Below are 20,022 nucleotides of genomic sequence, written 5' to 3' on the forward strand. Positions count from 1 at the left end.
GCCACGCTCCACTCAGGCCGGTTGTGCCTGCGGCGCCTCGGAGGGCGGGAAGACCTCGTTGATCCACCGCTGCCAGCGCTCGGTCCACTCGGCCGGGTCCACATCGGTCCCGTAACGGTAGTGGAAGGCGTTGACCATGCCCCAGGCGTCGGCACCCTGACCGCCGAAACGGTACAGGCCGTCCTCGGTGCGAACGCCGAGCACGGCACCCGGCACGGCGATGTCGACGGTGCCCTTGATCGGCTCCACACCCTTGGGCGTCAGCTCGACGAGGTCACCCACGGCCAGGTCGCGATTCGCGCCCAGCGCCGCGTACATCCGCTCCCACACCGTCTTGGCATCCACAGTGGTGAACGACATGACCAGTGCGTTGGCCACCGGCTTGCCCCGGAAGTACTCCAGGTACTCCCGCAGGTTCTGGAAGAACAGGTCCCAGCCCTTGGAGTGGTACTCCATCTCCCAGTCCTCGCCCTGGGCCCCGCTCTGCACCAGCCGCAACACGGTGCTGCCGCTGTCCTTGCCCTCGACGAGGAACTCCAGCACCTGGGTGCTGTCGCTGCTGTAGTTGCCGAACTTCACCCGCCGCTTGGGTTCCCACTCCAGCAGCCGACCCTGATCGGTGTTGCCGGAACCGAAGTCGCCCTCGGCGACCACGGGAACCCCGTTCTCGTCGGTCTTGATGTCGTGCGGCACGAACCAGGTGGCGAATCCCTGCCCGGTCGACACAGCCTCCCAGACCTCGTCGACGCTGGCGTCGAGCTCGATCTCCTTCTCCAGCCGTTTGCCCTCGGTCATGACTCCTCCGAATCGTTGTTCTCGTTGGGTGGCACGGCATGCAGCGCCACCACGATGCGGTGGTCGCGGCCCGCCGGTGCCGCTTCGTCGTGATACCTGGCGACCAGCGCGGTCACCGTTTCGGTCAGCTCGGCGGTGAAAGCGGCCCGCTCGGCCGCCGAGGCGAACCGGATCGTGCCCTCCACCGCGTAACTGGCCACCCGCTTGCGTTCCCGGGCGGCGCCGGTGATCAACTCACCGACCTCGCGCACCAGCCGCGACGCGACCGCCAGCAACCACCGCGCCGACAACTGATCGGGCGACCGGGCCGGATCGGGCTCGACCCCACCCAGCACCCGGGGCGAGATCACATAGGAGCGGGCGGTCGCCCGCACCAAGCGCTCCATGACGTTGCCCTTGCGCCGCTCGTCCACCTGCTCCACCAACCCGTGCCGCTCCAGCGACCGCAGGTGGTAGTTGATCTTCTGGCGCGGCTGCTCCAGCCTGCGCGCCAGCGCGGCGGCGGTGGCGGGTTCGGCGAGCTCGGCCAACAGCCGGGCCCGCACCGGATCGAGCGAATCCGCGGCAGCCCGCGGGTCCTCGATGACAGCGATCTCGTCCATGTCCCCGACTCTGTCACCGAAAAATAAAATTGTCAAGGAAAAAGTGTTATTCGTAACGCGATGCCTCGGATGATGCCCAGGGCGAGCAGGTCCTGGGGGCGCAGCCGCAGTTGTTCGGCGACCTCGGGGGTGGCTCCGGGTGGGTGTTTGAGGATCGAGGTGGCCGCTTCGGGTGCGATGACGGCGAAGTAGCTGTCGGGGGTGGCCCAGGTGTTGGACGGGGAGGCGAGGGCCATCGCGCCGCCGGAGCCGCCTTCGCCGATGAGCAGGGTCGTCATCGGGATGGTGACCTCGGCGATGGTGGTGAACAGTTCCGCGATCGCGGCGGCGGTTCCGGCGCGTTCGGAGGCGGCGTCGTTGGCCGCGCCCGGGGTGTCGATGAGTGTGAGGACGGGGATGCCGAGTCGGTCGGCGGTGCGGATGAGGCGGGAGGCGGTGCGGAAGCCGGACGGGGTGGTGCGGCTGCCGGTTTGGGCGGCGTAGGCGATGGTGACGCCGGAGCGGGAGCCGAAGCCGCACAGCAGACCCGGATCGGTGTCCCCGAGCCGGTCGCCGCTGACGGGTTCGCGGGCGTCGAAGTAGGCGTCGAGATAGGACACTGCCCGGGGGCGGTGGGCAGCGCGGGCGGCGGTGACGGCCTGCCAGCCGGTGACCGGCAGTTCGGGGGAGGCGAGGGCGGCGGGGACCTCGGCGGGTTCGGCGGCGGGGGTGGTGAGGAGGTGTAGCCAGTGGCTGAGCTTGTCGCGCAAGGCTTCCAGCGGGACGATGGCGTCGATGTGGCCGTGGGCAAGCTGGCTCTCGGCGGTGTAGGCCGACGGGTCGGCGTCGGCGGGACGGACCCGGGAACCGGCGAAACCCACCTGGGCGTTCGGCAGCGCCAGGATCACGTCGGCGCTGGGGCCCAGGACGGCCCAGCCGCCGCCGGTGGCGGGGTCGCGGAGCACCGCGAGCTGGGGCAGCCCGGCCTGGCGGGTGAGGGCGGCTTGGCGGACGATGCGTTGCAGTTGGGCGAGGGCGCGCATGCCCTCCTGCATCCGGCTGCCGCCCGTGGCGATCAGGGAGAGGACGGGGAGTCGGTGGCGGCGGGCGTGGATGTGGGCCGCCTCGATGCGGGCGCCGGTCCGTTCGCCGATCGAGCCGCCGAGGAAACCGAACTCGAAGCACAGGACGACGGCCCGGGTGGCTCCGATGTGGGCGGTGCCGCAGACGACCGACTCGTCCTCGCCGGTGCGCTGCCGGGCCCGCTGTCGGGCGGCACCGTAACCGGGCCAGCCGATCGGGCCGTCGTCGGCGGGGCTGCTGGCCGAGGCCGTCGGCGGCTCGGCGGGCAGCTCGGTGAAGTCGTCGGTGAGCAGCGCGAGGAACTCACGGGCCGAGTGGCGGTCGCTCACTTCAGGGCTCGCTTCATGATCTTGCCCATGTCGTTGCGGGGCAGGCTTTCGCGGAAGTGGACGACTCGGGGTCGCTTGTGCGGGGCGAGCTTGACGGCCACGTGGTCGGCCAGCGCTTCGGTGGTGGGCGGACGGTGTGGGTCGGCGGGGACGATCCAGGCGACCACGCGTTCGCCGAGGTCGGGGTCGGCTTCGCCGGTGACCGCCGCCTCGGTGACGTCCGGGTGGTCCAGCAGCGCGTTCTCGATCTCGCCCGCGCCGATCTTGAAACCGCCGCTCTTGATCAGGTCGGTGGACTGGCGGCCGACGATGCGCAGGTCACCGTCACCGTCTCTTGTGGCCATGTCGCCGGTGCGGAACCAGCCGTCGGTGAACGCGGCGGCGGTGGCCTCGGGACGGTTCAGGTATTCGGTGAAGAGGTTCGGCCCGCGCACCTGGATCTCGCCGATGGTCTCGCCGTCGGAGTCGGTGATCACCCCGCCATTGTCGTCGACGAGCCGCAGCTCGACGCCCGGAAGCGGGATTCCCACGGTGCCCGGTTTGGGTTCGGCATCGATGCGGACGCTGGTGTTCATGAGCGTCTCGGTCATGCCGTAGCGCTCGACGACGCGCTGGCCGGTGGCCGCGGTGAGCCGCTCGTGGTCGGGCAGCGACAGCGCCGCCGAGCCGGAGACCAGCAGCCGGGCCCGCGACAGCGCGGCGGCCAGCGCCGTGTCGGTGTCGACGGTCTCGGCGAGCCGGTGGTACATGGTGGGCACTCCGAACAGGATGGTGCCGTCGCCTTCGAGCGCCTGTGTCACCGCCGACGGGGAGAACCTGCCCAGGTGGTGGGCGGTGCCGCCGCGCCGCAGCGGCCCGAGGATCCCCAGGACCAGCCCGTGCACGTGGAACAGCGGCAGTCCGTGCACCACGACGTCGTCGCCGGTCCAGCGCCAGGCTTCGGCGAGTCCGTCCAGGGTCGCGGTGATCGCCCGGCGCGGCAGTACCGCGCCCTTCGGCGGGCCGGTGGTGCCGGAGGTGTAAACGATCAGCGCGGGCGCGGCTTCGTCCGGTTCGGACGGCTGCGCCGCCGGGCCATCCGTGTCGAGTGCGATGTCGACGCGAGGCAAGGACCGCAACGCTTCCGGCATCGCCGCGCCCGGCGCCGCCAGCACCAGGCCGGGCGCCGAGTCGGCGAGGATGTGCTCCAGTTCCCGCTCCCCGATCTTCGGGTTGATCGGCACCACGGGCACCCCGGCCAGCAGCGCGGCGACCGTCGCGACCGCCGTGGTCAGCTCCGGCTCGGCCCACAGCGCGACCCGCGACTCGGTCCGCAGCCGGTCCGCCAGCGCGCTCGCGACGGCGGCCAGCCGCGGATAGTCGAGCTCGCGGTCACCGAACCGCAGCGCCGTCTTGCGTTCACCGGTCCACAGTGACGGGAACAGGGAATCCACGAGCACTCCTTCGTTGCTGGTTCGTCAGCCGAAGCCCGGCACGACGAGGGCGAGCCACACTATCGGCGGCACCGCGGCGACCACGATGCCTCCATAGATCATCAACTGCCGGAAGAACCGCTCCCGGTCGACCTCGGCGGCACTGGCCAGTACCAGGGCCCCGTTGGTGGAGAACGGACTCACATCAACCACAGTGGACGAGATCGCGAGCGCGGTGACCATCCCGATCGCGCCGATGTCGCCCAGCGCCAAGAACGGGATCGCCAGCGGTATCAACGCGCCCATGATCCCCACCGAGGACGCGAACGCCGACACCAGCGCGCCGATGTAGCAGATCAGCAGCGCCCCCAGCAGCGGAACGCCGATCTGGCTGACGCTGGTGCCCGCGTAGTCGATGGTCCCCATCTGCTCCAGTACCGCCACATAGGTCAGTACCCCGCAGATGAGCAGGACGGTGGGCCAGGTGATCTGGCCGACGGCGTCCCGGCTGGACTTGGGCCACACGACGCTCAGCGCGGCGGCCAGCGTGATGGCGGTCAGTCCGGCGTCCAGGTTGAAGCCGAGCACCGCGACGACCAGCGCCGCCAGCGCGAACAGCGTGGTGATCCGGGCCGGGTTGAGCGCGTCGCGTTCGGGATCGGCGGCCTCGTCCTTCGCCGCGACGTGCCGGGGCAGCTTCAAGCCGCCACACAGGACGAACAGGATCGCGGCGATGACGAGGTTGACGAGCAGGCTGGCCAGGAACAGCACGATCGGGCTGCCGGGCAGGTCCTCCTTGTCGACGATGCCGTTGACGATGGCGCCGTAGACGCTGATCGGCGAGAAGCCGCCGCCCTGCGCCCCGTGCACCACCATGACGCCCATCAGCAGCGGGCTGATCTGGTACCGGCTGGCGAAGCCCAGCGCGATGGGGGCGACGATCGCGACCGCCGCCGGGCTGACGGCGCCGATCGCGGTGAGCAGACCGGTGACGGCGAACATCATCCACGGGATCAGCGCGACCCGGCCGCCGACCAGCCGCACGGCGCCGTGCACCAGCCAGTCGGTGGTGCCGTTGGCGCGGGCGAGCGCGAACAGGTAGGTGACGCCGACGAGGACGACGAACAGGTCGCCGGGGAATCCGGCGAAGATGCCCTCGGCGTCGAGTCCGGCGACCAGGGTGCCGACGGCGAAGGCGGCGGTGAACGACAGCGCGCCCATGTTGACGGAACGGGTGGTGGCGATGGCGAAGACGGCCACCAGGACGAGGATGGAGATGAGTTCGGCTGACATTGCGGTGGCTCCCGACTGTGGGTGCCGCACCGGAGTAAGGGGCGGGGAGTGGCTAAGTGGCTGAGCCAGATTATGTGACCGTGATCTCTCCGGTCAATAGTTTCGGCGAAAATTGGCTCAGCCACTTCTCCAGTAGTCCACCTGACCACGCGGTGTTAAGCTCACGCCAGTCAGTTTCCGACGACCTCCCGAGGATTCGCATGCCCGATGCGTTGCGCCCCATGTCTCGTCGACGCCTGTACGAACAGGTCCTCGACCGGCTGCGCGACTACGGCACCGAGGCTGGGCTGAAGGCCGGTGACCGGCTGCCGCCCGAACGCGAACTCGCGCAACGACTCGGCGTCAGCCGCGCCTCCGTCAAACAGGCCATCGTGGTGTTGGAGGTGCAGGGCCTCGTCGAGGTCCGCCACGGCGGCGGAACCTACCTGCTCACCGACCGGCTCGACACCGAACCCGTCGACAGTCTCGTGGAACGCCGGGGCCGCCTGCCCGACGTGCTCGACGCCCGCGAGGCCCTGGAGACCCGGCTGGCCGCGCTGGCCGCCGAACGCCGCACCGACGCCGACCTGACCGCGATCGAGCAGGCCCTGGAGTTCATGGCCGCCGAGATCGACAACGGCGAATACGGCGTCGAGGGGGACCGTCGCTTCCACGCCTCGGTGACCGCCGCCGCGCACAGCCCGCTGCTGGCGCAGTTCATGAAGTCGATAGCCGAGAAGATCACCGAGAGCCGCAACGAGTCGCTGCGCCAGCCCGGCCGTCCCCGCAAGTCACTGGCCCAGCACCACCGCATCCTGGACGCCATCGCCGAACAGGCACCCGGCAAGGCCGCCGAGGCGATGCGCCGCCACGTCCGCACCGTCGCCAAGGTGCGGCTGCTCGACTGGGACCCCGACAGCGCCGAGTGAATCCGCCCGGTCGCACGCGTGTGGCAGTCTCGGACGGTGAACGAGACACGGACCCCGGAAGAACTCGGACGCGGCGGCCTGGACTGGCTGCTGACCACCGCCCGCCAGACCGACGACGGACTGGCCTGGCCGGTACAGCCGTCCGCCGACAACGTCGACCACATGCTCTACTGGGGCACCCCCGGCATCGTCGTGGCGATGCTGGAAGGCCAGCGGCACTTCGGCGACGACCGCTACGGCGACGCGGCGGCGCGCGGCGCCACGGCGATGGCCGCCGCGATCACCGACTGCGAGGGCAGTTCGCTGTACACCGGCACCACCGGTCTGGCCGTGACCCTGCACGCGGTCGGTGAACAACTCGGCGACGACGAGTACACGGCCGCCGCGACCCGGGCGCTGAAACTGACCCGGTCCCGCTTCGACGGCACCCGCTGGGGCGAACTGTTCGAACTGCTGCTCGGCAACGCCGGGATCGCGTTGGGCGCCAAGTACTGCGGCGACCTCGACCTCGCCGTGGACGCGCTGGAGCCCTACCTGCGCACCGCCGAGCCCACCGAACACGGCGTCCAATGGGAACACCGTCCCGGCGCCGAGTCCCGCATGCACCACTTCTCGCACGGGACCCTCGGCATCGCCCACGCGCTGGCCGAGATCGGCGCGGCCGCGAACCGGCCCGACTTCACCGAACTGGCGCTGGCGGGCGTCGCCGACGTCGTGGCCCGCGACGAGGCCGGACCCGACGGATTCCTGGTGCCCCACTCCGATCCGTGGGACGACACCCGACAGGCCAGCCGCTACAACTACGGCTGGTGCCACGGCCCCGCCGGGGACGCCCACGTGTTCCGGCTGCTGCGCGACCTCACCGGCGACCCCCAGTGGACGGCGTTGGCCGACCGGTGCTGGCACACCATCACCCACTCCGGACTGCCGCGACGGACGCGGCCCGGCTTCTGGGACAACAACGGCCGCTGCTGCGGCACCGCCAGCGTCCTGGCCCTGGCCAACGACCGGCTCGTCGAACGCGACGACGACCCCGCCTTCGCGCAAGTACTCGTCGACGACCTCGCCCAGCGCGCCACCGTCACCGACACGGGGGTGTGCTGGTCGAACGTGGAACACAGCGCCGACCCCAGCGAACTGGAACCCCAGACCGGCTGGGCGATGGGCAACGCCGGAATCGTCCGGGAACTGTTGCGGTACAGCCGAATCCGCTCCGGTGGCCAGTCCGGCTACGCCGTCGGCCTCCCCGACCAGCCCGCCGCCCGAACCTGAGCGGCACGGGTTCCTCTGCTGACAGCAGATTGTCTTGGTTCCGCCGTCCTCGCAGGTCAGTGTTGACCGTGACGGGCACATCGGACCCGAGACGAGGAGGAGACCCATGCCAAGCGCCACCGAGACCCCACCGATCGGGACGGCCGACGACCAGCTGAGCGCCCGCCTGCTGCGGCAGCGCATCATCGTACTCGGCACCGAAGTGGACGATCAGGTCGCCAACCGGCTGTGCGCCCAACTGCTGCTGCTGTCGGCCGAGAACTCGCGCGACGACATCAGCCTCTACATCAACTCACCCGGTGGCTCCGTCAGCGCCGGAATGGCCATCTACGACACGATGCGACTGATCCCCAACGACGTCCGCACCGTCGCGATGGGACTGGCCGCGAGTATGGGCCAGGTGCTGCTGTGCGCCGGAACCGCCGGGAAGCGTTACAGCCTGCCCAACTCGCATGTGTTGCTGCACCAGGGTTCGGCGGGCTTCGGCGGCACCGCGGCCGACGTCGAGATCTACGCCGGGCACCTGGAACGCGTGAGCGCCAGGATGACCGAACTCGTCGCCCGCCACACCGGACAGCCGGTCGAGAAGGTCGAGAAGGACAGCCTGCGCGACCGCTGGTTCGACGCGGCCGAAGCCCTCGAATACGGGTTCATCGACCACATCGTGGAGCGGATGGACGACGTCAGCCCCCTGGCCGGAACCACGACGGAAGGACAGTGACATGAGCCAGTACACGATCCCCACCGTGGTGGAGAAGACCGCGGGCGGCGAACGCGCCTTCGACATCTACTCACGACTGCTGTCGGACCGGATCATCTTCATCGGCACCGAGATCGACGACGGTGTCGCCAACGTGGTGATGGCCCAACTGCTGCACCTGGAATCAGTGTCGCCGGACCTGCAGATCGGCCTGTACATCAACTCGCCCGGCGGCAGCTTCAGCGCGCTCACCGCGATCTACGACACCATGGAGTTCATCCGGCCCGACATCGCGACCACCTGCATGGGCCACGCCTCGTCCGCGGCGGCGGTGCTGCTGGCGGCGGGCACGCCGGGCAAACGCTCGATGCTGCGGCACGCCAAGGTGATGCTGCACCAGCCGTCCAGCCAGGCCCAGGGAACCCTGCCGGACCTGGCGATCCAGGCCAAGGAGGTGGCGAAGGTGCGGGCGGAGATGGACGAGATCCTCAGCCACCACACCGGACACCCGGTGGCGAAGATCCGCGAGGACACTGATCGCAACAAGACCTTCAGCGCCCAGGAGGCTGTCGAGTATGGACTGGTGGACCAGATCATCACCAGTCGCAAGGCGAGCCCGGTGAAGGCCCTCGTGGCGGCGTGATCAGTCGCTCGGGGACGTCAGGTCGGTGAGCATCGCCCGCAGCTCCGTTATCGGGGTCAGCAGGTCGTGGCCACTGTCGATGAGCTCGTCGACGTACTCCGGCAGCTGCGAGATCTGCCTGGACCTGGTCCACGCCAAGGTGTTGACCAGGCCGGGCAGATCGTCCGGGGCGTAGTTGCCGAGGTTCTCGTCGGCGCGCAGCTGGCGGCCGGTCTTGAGGCGCAGCCAGTCGGCGGCCAGGTAAGCCGCTTGCGAGCGGACGTGCATATCGGGGTCCTGGTCCTCGGACTCGCCGAGCGCGAAGCTGGTCAGGTGATAGTGGACGGCGTCGGCCTCGTCGCCGTCGTCGGGTGTATCGCCGCTCGCCAGCCGCCGGAACCGTTCGACGGCTTCGGCGGTCTCCATCTCGGGTTCGTCCATGAACTCGCGGTTCTCCCACGCGACTTCGTCCAGCAGCGGGGATATCCACGCGTACAACACATCGAGCCGCTTGGCCGAGTCCAGCTTCGACAGTTCCGCCACGACGGCTTCGAGCGCGCGGTCGTAGTGCTCGCCTGAGACCGCCGGTCGGTGCGCGTCGTGAAACCCGGTTTCGTCGACGGCCGCCATCACTTCACGGAAGTCCTTGCCCAGCCGGGGCAGCGCCAGCACGTTGACCAGCCCACCGAACCGCCACAGCGGATCGCTTCCAGCTTCAGTGCGCAGGTGGCGTCCCACCTTGACGCTCAACCACGCCGCGACCAGCCACACGATCCGCGCGGTGATCGCGTCGTCGTGGTCCCCGGTCTCCTCCAGCTCCTCGGCCCAGCCGGTCAGCAGCTCGTGCGCCGTATCGGCATCGGCCCGCCCACCGGCGGCGATGGTCCGCACCGCCTCGATCGCCTCGGCGAGATCGGGATCGTCCTCGATGTCATCGGCGAGGACGTTCAGCTGCGGCTCCAACAGCGCGTAAAGCTCACCGATCAGCTCGGTCTCACGGCTCAGCCGAGACGGGGACAGGTAGACATCGCGGCTCGCGGACGACAAGTCGAGAACGGGGTGCGGCATGCGCGACACCCTAGGCGCCGCCGCCGACATCGCGCCAACGAGCCGGACGCCGCCGCCAAGCTCGGGATCAGGCGGCCAGCGCGTAAGCCTGCGGGCTCGAAGCGCGCGTCGCAGCGGTCTGCCGCGCCACCGAAATGCTGGCGTGCCGGACCCGCTGCGCCATCATGACCCGTCCGACCTCGGCCAGCACGTCCGACAGCTCCACGCGCAGCGCCTCGCAGACGGCGGCCAGGATCTCGGACGAGGCCTCCTTGCGGCCGCGCTCCAGCTCCGACAGGTACTGCATCGAGACCCGCGCGGCGTCGGCCACATCGGACAGTGTGCGTCCCTGGTGGCGCCGGATGCCGCGCAGCACGCCGCCGAGGATGGTGCGCAGCAGCGGCCTGGGGGTGTGCGGGATCGCGTTCACGTCCATCTTTGGAGACTATCCGCGCCACGACGCCAGGCGGCCGATTTTCGCCGTCAGCGGAACCCGTCTGGTCGTCACGCCCCGGGCTCGTCGGGCCGTCGGTACCCGGCCAGTTGGGTGCGGGTCTGGATGCCCAGCTTGCGGTAGATCCGCGTCAGGCTCGCCTCGACGGTCTTGACGCTGACGTCCAGCGTCGAGGCCACCTGCCGGTTGGTCGCCCCCTCGGCCACCAGCCGCACCACCCGGCTCTCACCCGCCGTCAGCGCCGCGATCTCGTCCGGCGCCCCATGCCGCTGGTGCTCCAGCTGCGCGCGAGCCGTCTCGGCCTGCCGTCGCCACGGGGTGGCCTGGCATTCGGCGAACAGGGTCGCGGCCTCGGTCAGCAGCTCCCGGGCGCGGGCGCGTTTGCGGCGGCGGCGTTCCAGCGACGCGGTGGCCAGCAGTGTCCGGCCCCGCTCCAGTTGGAGTCCATAGTGGGTGAACTCCGTGAGCGCCCGCTTCAACAGCACCGCGGCCGCCTGGTGATCGCCCACGGCGATGCGGTGCGCCGATTCCGCCAGGTCCAGCCGCGGCAGCACGCTGTGCCTGCCCAGTCGGGTGGCGGTGTCGCGGGCCCGGTTCAGCACCGCGAGCGCCGCCTCGTTCTGTCCGGTGTGGACGAGCGCTTCGGCGAGGTCGCCGTGGAACGGCAGCGGCGACGGATCGGTGACCCCGCACCGGTCGTCGAGCGCGGCGGTCTCCCGCAGGCTGCGCACCGCCGCCTCGGCGTGCCCCCGGTACAGCCGCAGCAGCCCGAGCACGTACTCGTTGCGGGCGGTGAACACGACGTCGTTGTCCTCGCGGGCCGAGGCGAGGCCCTGCCGGGCCAGGATCATCGCCCGGTCCCGGTCCCCGGCGTGGGTCTCCACCAGCGCGGCCACGTACCAGACCGGGCTGGGCGACAGATCGCTTCCGGCCAGCAGGTCCATGGCGCGGGCGATGTGCGCGCGGGCGGCCTGGCAGTCGCCGCCCCGTAGCTCGACCTCGGCCAGGCTGCGCAGCACCTCGGTGAGGCTCTTGAGTTCCCCCAACCGTTCCGCCAGCGACAGCAGTTCGGTGAACTGTTCCCGGGCGGTGTCGAGCCGGTCGTCGAACAGCGCGTGCCGGGCCCGCAGGAAGTTCGCCGAACCGGCGACGTCGCGGACCGGCAGCGGGGCCACGGCGACGGCCCGGCGCAGCGTGGTCTCGTCCCCGGGCAGCCCCAGGAACCGCTGCATCCGGGCCACCATCGTCAACGCCTGCATGTGGACCAGCGAGTTCCCGCCCCGTTCGGCCAGTACCGCCGCCCGGCGCGACAGCGACAGCACTTCGGACGGATTGGTGTCGCAGACGTAGGTGCGCCAAGCCATCCAGGTCAGCAGTTCCGCGTGCAGGCCGGGATCGGTGCGGTTGTCGCCGCGCGCCTCGGACTCGGCGGCGGCGAAGGTCTGGCGCACCTTCCCGAAGTCCTGCCCGACCGCGTCGATGACCGCCATCCGGGCCCGGAGCCGGTCGTTGGGGTCCTCCGACAGGTCGCACACGGCCTTGGCGGCGCGTTCCACCCAGTCGACCCGACCGGCCGAACCCGCGTGCTGGCAGGCGCTCAGCCAGCGCCGGATCAGGGCGGCGGTGTCGTCGGACGGCGTCAGCTCGGCGGCCATCAGCGCCAGCTCCGCAGCCAGCGCCACCTCGCCGGTGCGCTGCGCGACCGGCACGGTCTTGTCCAGTTCGGACGCCAGCTCCGGTTGCCGACGGTCCGCCGCCAGCGCGCGGTGCCGCACCGAGGCCACCGGGTCGGTCACCACCTGCGCCAGTGTCCGGTGGACGCGCCGGATGGTGCGCTCGGATGCCTTGGCCACCAACGCGTCCCGAATCGCCTCGGCGTGGAAGGCGACCTCGCCGGTTTCGGTGAGCTCGACCAGGCCGAGCCGGACCGCCTCGGCGAGGTCGCGATGCGCCGACCCGCAACCGGCCTGCCGCAACTGCCGCTCGGTGGCGTGGGTGGCCAGCGCCGCGACCAGGGTCGTGTTGCGGGCGCGCGGTGACAGCTCGGTGAGCAGTTCGCCGGTGACGGCCTCGGCCAGCGGCAGGATCGCCGTGCGGTGGTCGGCCGCGTCGCCCGGCGCGGCGGCCAGGGCCTCGCCGATCCGGCTCGCCAGCCCCGGCAGTCCGCCGCTGGCCCGGCACACCTGCGAGACCTGCCGGTGCGGCAACGCCAGCGGAGCGAGCAGCTCCCGGATCTCGGTGCTGCTCCACAGTGGGACGGCGATCTCGCGCGCGCCGGTTCCGGCCAGCCGCCCCGACAGTTCGGCGTCGCGTGTGGACAGCAGCACCCGCACACGGTGCGCGGGAAGATGGCGCCACAGGCCGATGAGCAGGTCCAGGCTCTGCTCGTCGCAACGCTCGGCGGCGTCGACGACGAACCACACCCGGTTCGCGGCGGTGACGCGCCGCAGCAGTTCCCGCAGCGCCAGCCGCAGTCCGATCAGGTCCAGTCCGCTCTCGGGCGCCTCCCGCAACCGCAGCAGCGTCTCGACGGCGGCCCGTCGCGGCGGCGTCAGTGCGTCGAGCCAACCGGCTTCGACGTCGGCGAACAGCTCCGCCAGCGTCGCGAACGGCACACCGGTGCGACCCGGGTACGCCGCCAGCACCACGTCACCGTCCCATTCGGACTTAAGTCGGTCGAGCAGCACCGACTTGCCGACCCCCGCCGGGCCGCGCACGACCACCCGATGGTGCCGCTCCAGGGTGGAGCGGAGTTCGGCCAGGACGTCGGCGCGCGGCGGCGCCGAAGCCGGTGCTGGGGTGGCCATGGGCGGTCTCCTTGTCCGAGTCGATGCTATGCGGCCGAAGCCCTCCGGTGGGGAAACCGAGGGCCGACCCTGTACCGCGAGGCCCCCTACCCTCGGCCCGGCGGGGCGCGGCAAGGAATTTCCCTCGTAGCGACGGCCGGGTCCGGACCCCTACCTTTTGCATCGAACCATCGATGGATATCGAATCCTGGTTCGGTTTCACGAGCGTCGCCCGCCCACGGCGCGTTGAAAGGAATGCCCCATGAAGCTCCCACCCGCCCGGCGCCTCCTGGTGGCCGTCGGCACGGTCACGGCCATCACGGCCACCACCGTGCTCGCCGGCGCCCCGGCCGCGCACGCGGCCGAAGCCGAGATCGTCAACAGCGACGCATCCGGCGTCATCGAGGACCGCTACATCGCGGTCCTGCGCGACAGCGCGGTCAAAGCCACCCAGAAGTCGGTCGACGCCAAGGCCGAAACGCTCGCCGACAAGTACCACGGTGAGATCGACCGCACCTACCACGCCACCATCCGCGGTTTCGCCACCACCATGGACGAATCCGACGCGAAGCGGCTGGCGGCCGACCCGGTCGTCGACTACGTCGAGACCGTCCGCGAGGTCAAACTGGCCGAGGACCAGACCAACCCGCCCAGCTGGGGTCTGGACCGCGTCGACCAGAACAACCTGCCGCTGGACAAGAAGTTCAGCTACCCGACCCAGGCCGGAGACGGCGTCACGGTCTACGTCCTCGACACCGGGGTTCGACTGAGCCACCAGACTTTCGGCGGCCGCGCGAAGTCGGGCTACGACTTCATCGACAACGACGCCAACGCCTCCGACTGCCACGGACACGGCACCCACGTCGCCGGAACGACCGCCGGAAGCCAGTATGGTCTCGCCAAGAAGGCCGACGTCGTGTCGGTACGGGTCCTCGACTGCCAGGGCTTCGGCGACAACGCCCTCATCGCCGACGGCATCGACTGGGTCACCGAGCACGCCGTCAAACCGGCGGTCGCCAACATGAGCCTCGGTGACACCCAGCCCAGCCCGGTCATGGAGGACGCCGTGCAGCGTTCCATCGACGCCGGGATCCAGTACTCGCTGGCGGCCGGGAACAACAGCGGCGACGCCTGCAGTTTCTCCCCGGCGCGGCTGCCCGCGGCCGTGACCGTCGGATCAACCGCTGAATCCGACGGCCGCAGCTCGTTCAGCAACTACGGCCGCTGCCTCGACCTGTTCGCGCCCGGCTCGAACATCGTGTCCTCGGCCAACTCCGGCGACTCCGGCCAGGCCACCATGAGCGGCACCTCGATGGCCGCGCCACACGTGGCCGGGGCGATCGCGCTCTACCTGGGACAGAACCCGAACGCGACCCCGCAACAGGTTCGCGACGCCATCGTCACCAACGGCACCGCCGGAAAGGTCACCAACCCGGGCTCGGGTTCGCCGAATGTCCTGCTGTACAGCGGTTTCATCAACGAACCACCCGCCGAGCACGACTTCAGCATCGCCGCCGACCCCGGCTCGGCGACCGTCGAACCCGGACAGTCGGCCAAGACCACGGTGTCCACGAAGGTCACCAAGGGACAGGCCCAGCAGCTGAAACTCTCCGCCACCGGACTGCCGTCCGGCGCCCAGGCCAGCTTCGACCCGGCCGCCATCGCCTCCGGCGAGAGCTCACAACTGTCGATCGCGACCTCGTCCGGCACCCCCAAGGGCTCGTACCCGGTGACCATCACCGCCGAAGGCACCGAAGCCACCCGCACCGCGAGCTTCACGCTCCAGGTAGGAGCCGACGGCGGCAACAAACAACCGATCGCCGACTTCACCTCGAACTGCTTCGCCGGTATCGGCTACTGCTTCTTCGACGGCAACGGCTCCTCCGACCCGGACGGCTCCGTCGCCAGCTACAAGTGGAACTTCGGTGACGGCACCACCGGCACCGGAGCCGCACCCTTCCACCGCTACTCACCCGGAACCTACAAGGTGACCCTCACGGTCACCGACAACAAGGGAGCGACCGGATCGGTCACCAAGACCGTCACAGTCTGATCTCACCGGCCCACACCATGGCCTCCGGACAACCGTCATGTGTTGTCCGGAGGCCATGTCGGCTGAGCATCGCATCGAAATGCGCTAATGTCTGCCGTGTGATTCGATCCGTACGTCACGTCACCGGCCGGGCCGTGACCCGCGGCTGCCTGGTCCCGCTCGTCGTCACCGCGCTGGCTTCGCCCGGCGTCGCGTGGGGCGCCGACTTCGAGGACAACCCGTGGCTGGAGCAGCGGGTCATGGACATGGCCCACTCCGGCGGCGAGATCGAAGCACCCACCAACACCATGTACGCCTTCAAACGCGCGGTCGGGCTCGGCGCCGACATGATCGAGTTGGACGTACAGTCCACAGCGGACGACGAACTCGTCGTGCTGCACAACGCGACCGTCGACGACACCACCAATGGCTCCGGCGAGGTCGCGGACCTGAGCACCGACGAGATGCGCGCCCTGGACGCCGCCCACAACTTCGTCCCCGGCACCGGAACCGCACCGGGACGACCCGAGGAGGACTACCCGCTGCGGGGCGTGCGCACCGGCCAGATCCCACCGCCCGACGGCTACACCGCCGACGACTTCGCGATCCCCACCCTCGCCGAGGTCTTCGCGACCTTCCCCGAAGTTCCCATCAACATCGAGATCAAGGGCCGAGCCGACACCGACCTGCTGTCGTTCCGCCACAACGCGAAACTGCTCGCCGCGTTCCTCGAGGACTCCGGGCGCACCGACGTCATCGTGACCTCCTTCAACGACGCCGCCCTGGCCACGTTCCACCATCGAGCCCCCGAAGTGCCGCTGGCACCGGGGATGGCGGGCATCGCGGCCTACTTCTTCGCGGGCGTCAAACCCCAGCCCGGCACGGTCGCGCTGCAGATCCCGGTGACGTTCAACGGCATCCGGGTGGCCACCCCGGCCTTCATCGAACGCGCCCACCGCGACGGTTACGCCGTCCACATCTGGTTCTCCGGCTCCGCGCCCGAAACCGAGGCCACCTACAACGAACTCATCGACGCCTGCGCCGACGCGCTCATGCCCGCGCGACCGTCGCTGCTGGAGGAGATCCTCGACGAACGCGGCATCGTCCGCCCCGGCCGCCCCGGCATCGATCCCTGTTTCGAGTCCGGGGCGCCCGGGTAGTAACACCCCATGTTCGCAGCCAGCAGGAAATCCAAGGCCGTGTCGAAGCGGGCCAAGGACGCGCCCGCGAACGGGGGCACCATGATCGGCCGGATCCCGAAACCCGTGTGGACCCTGATCACGACCGCGGTCACCGCCGGGGTCGGCATGTTCATGAAGTGGCTGCGCGACCGGCCCGGTAAAGCCCGCTGACAGTCGAGGGCAATCCGGCCGGCCGCAACCGGCGGCCGTCCGGATTGTCGATCTACGGCCAACCGACGCCCGCCGCCGGGGCCGGGACCGCCAGCAGCTGACCGGTGCGGCCACCGAACGGGTTCTCCGGATTCCAGGTGGCCGCGACGACGTACAGCGTGCGCCGTTCGGGACCGCCCAGCATGCACGCGAACGGGGACCTGTCGAAGTCGACCCGGTCCAGGATCTCGCCGCCCTCGGCCACCCGCACGCAGTCGGTCTCGCCGCTGGAGGTCCACACCGCGCCGTCCGCGTCGCGGCAGATGCCGTCGGGCCCAAGGCCTTCGGCCCACACCCGCCGCCCGGACAGTCCGCCGTCGGCGGCCACGTCGAAGGCGGAAAGCCTGCCCGCGAACGACTCCGAGATGATCAGCGTCGCGTTGTCCGGCGTGACCAGCATGCCGTTGGGGAAGGCGATGTCCTCGGCGACGATCCGGGAACGACCGTCCGGTGTGATCAGTGCGATGAAACCGGGCACGAAGCCCGGCCGCAGGTGCAGCGGCCGCTGATCAGTGTGGTCTAGTGTGGATATGAACGACAGGAAGTCGAAGTCGGCGCCGTTGACGTAGACGTTGCCGCGTCCGTCCACGACGATCTCGTTGAAACCACTGGGAAGCCCCGACAGGTCGGCGTGCGAGACGATGTCGCCGTTGGGTTCCCGGCGCAACAGCCTGCCGCGCTCGGTGTTCTTCGGGACGATCAGCATCCGGCCGTCCGGCAGCCAGTCGATCGAATGCGGATCCACCTCGGCGTCGCGCAGCACCACTTCGGCGTTCCCGTCGGGATCGACGGCGATGATCTCGTGGGCACCCCAGTTGCAGAACCACAACCGGCCCTCGTGCCAGCGGGGCGACTCCCCGACGACCAGATCCGACAGCACCACTTTCGGTTCGTCCATGTCTTCCTCCTCTGCTCACCCTTTATACGAACGGCGCGCCCGGATATCGACAGTCCGCCGAAAACCTCAGTCCCCGACGACGGCCAGCTCCAGTTCCGCCAACCGCGCCGGGTCGGCGACGACGTCGATGCCGGTGATGCGCTCGCCGTCGAAACCGAACCGCAGCACCAGCCGCAGCCGTCCGCCAGGCGCCATGAGCAGGCCGACCGCGCCGTCGATGAGCACCAGCCCCGTGAACCGGGCCCGGCCGGTGGCCGCCATCGCCGTCTCGGCGACCGTGGTGGCGCCGCTGATCGTGATGGGCCGCGCGCTGGGAACCACGTGACGGTCGGCGCGCAGCGTCACGCTCGGGTCCAGCAGTGCCACCAGGGCCTCCAGGTCGGCGCCGCGCACCGCGGTGAGGAACGCGTCGACGACCGGCCGCTGCCGGTCCAGTTCGGCGCGCGACACCGCGGCACCGCCCTTGACCCGGCGCCGGGCCCGGCTGGCCAGCTGCCGGGTCGCGGCCGCCGACCGGTCCACCAGCGGCGCGATCTCCTCGAACGGCACCGTGAACATGTCGTGCAGCACGAACGCCAGCCGTTCGCCGGGACTGAGCGTGTCCAGCAGCACCAGCAGCGCCAGCCCGACCGAGTCGGCCATCACCGCCTCCCGCTCCGGATCGGCGTCGGTGGCCGGGTGCCGCTCCAGCTCGGTGTCCGCGCCGCGCCGCCCGTCGTCGGTCACGGCGTCGATGGACACCTCACGCCGGGTCCGCCTGGCCCGCAACATGTTGAGGCACACCCGTCCCGTGACCGTGGTCAGCCAGCCGGGCAGGTTCGCCACCTCGGCGGTGTCGGCGCGGCTGTAGCGCAGCCAGGTCTCCTGGACGGCGTCCTCGGCCTCGGCCAGCGAACCGAGCATCCGGTAGGCGACCGCCCGCAGCCGGGCCCGGTTCTCCTCGAACCGCCGAGCGGCCTCGCCGAGTTCGTCAACCACGTCACATTCCTCTTCGCGCCGTCACAACCGAGGGCCGCCGGGTTTCACACCGGCAAGACCGAAACCTAACCGACCGGAACCCCCGGCCGGTTGCCGAACGGAGGAAAGCCGACATGAGCGCATCGATTCTGGTCACCGGCGGAACCGGCACCCTGGGCCGCCTGGTCACCCCGCTGCTGCGCGACACCGGGGCGAGGCTGCGGGTGCTCAGCCGTGGCAGCCGCGCGACCGAGCCGGGCGTCGAACACGTCACCGGCGACCTGCTCAAGAACGAGGGTCTGACCGCCGCCGTCGCCGGGGTCGACACGATCCTGCACCTGGCGGGCGGGGCCAAGGGCGACGCCGAGGCCACCGCCAACCTGGTGAGGGCCGCCCACCGGGCCGGAACGGTCCGCCACCTGGTGCATATCTCCGTCATCGGCGCCGACCGGATGCCGCTGGCCTGGTTCGCCAACCAGCGCGGCGCCGAACAGGCCGTCACCGAATCCGGACTGCCGTGGACGATGCTGCGGGCGGCCCAGTTCCACGACCTGGTGCTCACCATGGTGCGCGGTATGTCCAAACTGCCACTGATCCCCGCCCCCGGCGGCCTGCGCTTCCAACCGGTCGCCACCGCCGACGTCGCGTCCCGGCTGGCCGAACTCACCCTCGGCGACCCCGCCGGACTCGTGCCCGACCTCGCCGGACCGACCGTCTACACACTCGACGAACTGGTGCGCGGCTACCTGTCCGCCAACGGCAGGCGACGGCTGTTCCTGCCCATCCGGATCCCCGGCAAAGCGGGCCGCGCCTACCGGGCGGGCCACAACCTCAACCTGGACACCGCCGTCACCGGCGAGCACACCTGGGAGGACTTCCTCGCCGACCGCGTCCCCGCCTGACGAACACGCCAACGGCCCCCGGCCAACAATCCGGGGGCCGTCGCGCGTCTCGGCTACTCCTGCGGCATCGCGGAGAGGTCCATGAACATGACCTCCCAGTGGTGGCCGTCCAGGTCGAAGAAGGCCCGCCCGTACATGAAGCCCTCGTCCTTGGCCTCACCGGCTTCCTTGCCACCGGCGGCGATCGCGGCGTCGACAAGCTCGTCAACCTTGCCGCGGCTCTCGACACCCAGCGCGTGGACCGATTCCACGGTGGTGGCGGTGTCGGCGATCGTGCGGCTGTCGAAGGTGGAGAAGAACTCCTCGCGCAGCAGCATGACGACGATGTTCTCCGCGATCACAATGCTGGCGGCGTTGTCGTCGCTGAAGTCCTTGTTCAGTTCGAATCCCAGCGCGGTGTAGAACTTCTTCGCGGCTTCCAGGTCCTTGACCGGCAGGTTCGGGAAGATCATGATGCTCATTGGTGTGGCCTTTCAGGTCTCAGTTTGTCGTTGTCGGTATAGACGACACGACCGCGGTGAACTCATCGCTGCCGGACCGAGGAATTCGAAATTCTTTTC

19 protein-coding genes are annotated in these 20,022 nt (G+C 70.1%); 8 read left to right on the plus strand and 11 right to left on the minus strand.

Annotated elements, in window-relative coordinates; translation table 11 throughout:
* Positions 1 to 12: 12 nt before the first annotated feature.
* Genes SNAS_RS01060 through SNAS_RS01080 form a run of 5 tightly spaced genes read right to left on the minus strand, consistent with a single transcriptional unit; the run spans position 13 to position 5,493 of the window.
* Positions 13 to 795 carry an SRPBCC family protein gene (locus tag SNAS_RS01060; RefSeq protein WP_013015501.1) on the minus strand — a complete coding sequence of 261 codons (783 nt, stop codon included), beginning with the start codon at positions 793 to 795 and terminating at the stop codon, positions 13 to 15.
* Positions 792 to 1,397: a helix-turn-helix domain-containing protein gene (locus SNAS_RS01065; protein WP_013015502.1), complete on the minus strand. Its 606-nt coding sequence runs from the start codon at positions 1,395 to 1,397 to the stop codon at positions 792 to 794. Before SNAS_RS01065 ends, SNAS_RS01060 begins: the two co-directional genes overlap by 4 nt.
* A 32-nt stretch (positions 1,398 to 1,429) precedes the next feature.
* Entirely contained in the window at positions 1,430 to 2,788 is a 1,359-nt protein-coding gene (locus SNAS_RS01070; protein WP_013015503.1) for a carboxyl transferase domain-containing protein, read from the minus strand.
* Complete coding sequence (locus SNAS_RS01075; protein ID WP_013015504.1) at positions 2,785 to 4,221, minus strand: acyl-CoA synthetase; 1,437 nt, start codon at positions 4,219 to 4,221, stop codon at positions 2,785 to 2,787. Before SNAS_RS01075 ends, SNAS_RS01070 begins: the two co-directional genes overlap by 4 nt.
* 24 nt (positions 4,222 to 4,245) lie before the next feature.
* Positions 4,246 to 5,493, minus strand: a complete 1,248-nt coding sequence (locus tag SNAS_RS01080) for an SLC13 family permease (protein WP_013015505.1) — start codon at positions 5,491 to 5,493, stop codon at positions 4,246 to 4,248.
* Positions 5,494 to 5,693: 200 nt separating this feature from the next.
* Between SNAS_RS01080 and SNAS_RS01085 the strand changes: the two genes are divergently transcribed.
* The 4 genes from SNAS_RS01085 to SNAS_RS01100 all read left to right on the plus strand — a co-directional run bounded on the left by SNAS_RS01085 (position 5,694) and on the right by SNAS_RS01100 (position 9,016).
* Complete coding sequence (locus SNAS_RS01085) at positions 5,694 to 6,401, plus strand: FadR/GntR family transcriptional regulator (RefSeq protein WP_013015506.1); 708 nt, start codon at positions 5,694 to 5,696, stop codon at positions 6,399 to 6,401.
* 36 nt (positions 6,402 to 6,437) lie between these two features.
* The gene (locus SNAS_RS01090; RefSeq protein WP_013015507.1) at positions 6,438 to 7,673 is read left to right on the plus strand and encodes a lanthionine synthetase LanC family protein; all 1,236 of its coding nucleotides are present in this window, start codon (positions 6,438 to 6,440) and stop codon (positions 7,671 to 7,673) included.
* 79 nt (positions 7,674 to 7,752) lie between these two features.
* Entirely contained in the window at positions 7,753 to 8,394 is a 642-nt protein-coding gene (locus SNAS_RS01095) for a ClpP family protease (RefSeq protein ID WP_341871795.1), read from the plus strand.
* Between the two features lies 1 nt (position 8,395).
* Complete coding sequence (locus SNAS_RS01100; RefSeq protein WP_013015509.1) at positions 8,396 to 9,016, plus strand: ClpP family protease; 621 nt, start codon at positions 8,396 to 8,398, stop codon at positions 9,014 to 9,016.
* Here SNAS_RS01100 and SNAS_RS32185 read toward each other — a convergent pair whose 3' ends face one another.
* The 3 genes from SNAS_RS32185 to SNAS_RS01115 form a co-directional block, all read right to left on the minus strand.
* Complete coding sequence (locus SNAS_RS32185) at positions 9,017 to 10,063, minus strand: hypothetical protein (RefSeq protein WP_013015510.1); 1,047 nt, start codon at positions 10,061 to 10,063, stop codon at positions 9,017 to 9,019.
* A 67-nt stretch (positions 10,064 to 10,130) separates the two neighbouring features.
* Positions 10,131 to 10,478: a helix-turn-helix domain-containing protein gene (locus SNAS_RS01110; protein ID WP_013015511.1), complete on the minus strand. Its 348-nt coding sequence runs from the start codon at positions 10,476 to 10,478 to the stop codon at positions 10,131 to 10,133.
* A 68-nt stretch (positions 10,479 to 10,546) separates the two neighbouring features.
* Entirely contained in the window at positions 10,547 to 13,303 is a 2,757-nt protein-coding gene (locus SNAS_RS01115; protein WP_013015512.1) for a helix-turn-helix transcriptional regulator, read from the minus strand.
* 241 nt (positions 13,304 to 13,544) lie between these two features.
* On the opposite strand from SNAS_RS01115, the gene SNAS_RS01120 reads away from it, so the two are divergent.
* The 3 genes from SNAS_RS01120 (at position 13,545) to SNAS_RS01130 (ending at position 16,666) form a co-directional block, all read left to right on the plus strand.
* Positions 13,545 to 15,335 carry a S8 family serine peptidase gene (locus SNAS_RS01120; RefSeq protein ID WP_013015513.1) on the plus strand — a complete coding sequence of 597 codons (1,791 nt, stop codon included), beginning with the start codon at positions 13,545 to 13,547 and terminating at the stop codon, positions 15,333 to 15,335.
* Between the two features lie 98 nt (positions 15,336 to 15,433).
* Positions 15,434 to 16,474 carry a glycerophosphodiester phosphodiesterase family protein gene (locus SNAS_RS01125; protein ID WP_169313836.1) on the plus strand — a complete coding sequence of 347 codons (1,041 nt, stop codon included), beginning with the start codon at positions 15,434 to 15,436 and terminating at the stop codon, positions 16,472 to 16,474.
* 9 nt (positions 16,475 to 16,483) lie between these two features.
* Positions 16,484 to 16,666 carry a hypothetical protein gene (locus SNAS_RS01130; protein ID WP_013015515.1) on the plus strand — a complete coding sequence of 61 codons (183 nt, stop codon included), beginning with the start codon at positions 16,484 to 16,486 and terminating at the stop codon, positions 16,664 to 16,666.
* A 52-nt stretch (positions 16,667 to 16,718) separates the two neighbouring features.
* On the opposite strand, the gene SNAS_RS01135 is transcribed toward SNAS_RS01130, so the two are convergent.
* Positions 16,719 to 17,603: an SMP-30/gluconolactonase/LRE family protein gene (locus SNAS_RS01135; protein ID WP_013015516.1), complete on the minus strand. Its 885-nt coding sequence runs from the start codon at positions 17,601 to 17,603 to the stop codon at positions 16,719 to 16,721.
* Between the two features lie 66 nt (positions 17,604 to 17,669).
* Positions 17,670 to 18,581 carry a sigma-70 family RNA polymerase sigma factor gene (locus tag SNAS_RS01140; RefSeq protein WP_013015517.1) on the minus strand — a complete coding sequence of 304 codons (912 nt, stop codon included), beginning with the start codon at positions 18,579 to 18,581 and terminating at the stop codon, positions 17,670 to 17,672.
* A 113-nt stretch (positions 18,582 to 18,694) separates the two neighbouring features.
* On the opposite strand from SNAS_RS01140, the gene SNAS_RS01145 reads away from it, so the two are divergent.
* Entirely contained in the window at positions 18,695 to 19,462 is a 768-nt protein-coding gene (locus tag SNAS_RS01145; protein WP_013015518.1) for an SDR family oxidoreductase, read from the plus strand.
* A 53-nt stretch (positions 19,463 to 19,515) separates the two neighbouring features.
* On the opposite strand, the gene SNAS_RS01150 is transcribed toward SNAS_RS01145, so the two are convergent.
* Positions 19,516 to 19,923, minus strand: coding sequence for a VOC family protein (locus tag SNAS_RS01150; protein WP_013015519.1), 408 nt, complete (start codon positions 19,921 to 19,923; stop codon positions 19,516 to 19,518).
* Positions 19,924 to 20,022: the final 99 nt, after the last annotated feature.

The sequence above is a fragment of the Stackebrandtia nassauensis DSM 44728 genome (assembly GCF_000024545.1).
Classification (GTDB): domain Bacteria; phylum Actinomycetota; class Actinomycetes; order Mycobacteriales; family Micromonosporaceae; genus Stackebrandtia; species Stackebrandtia nassauensis.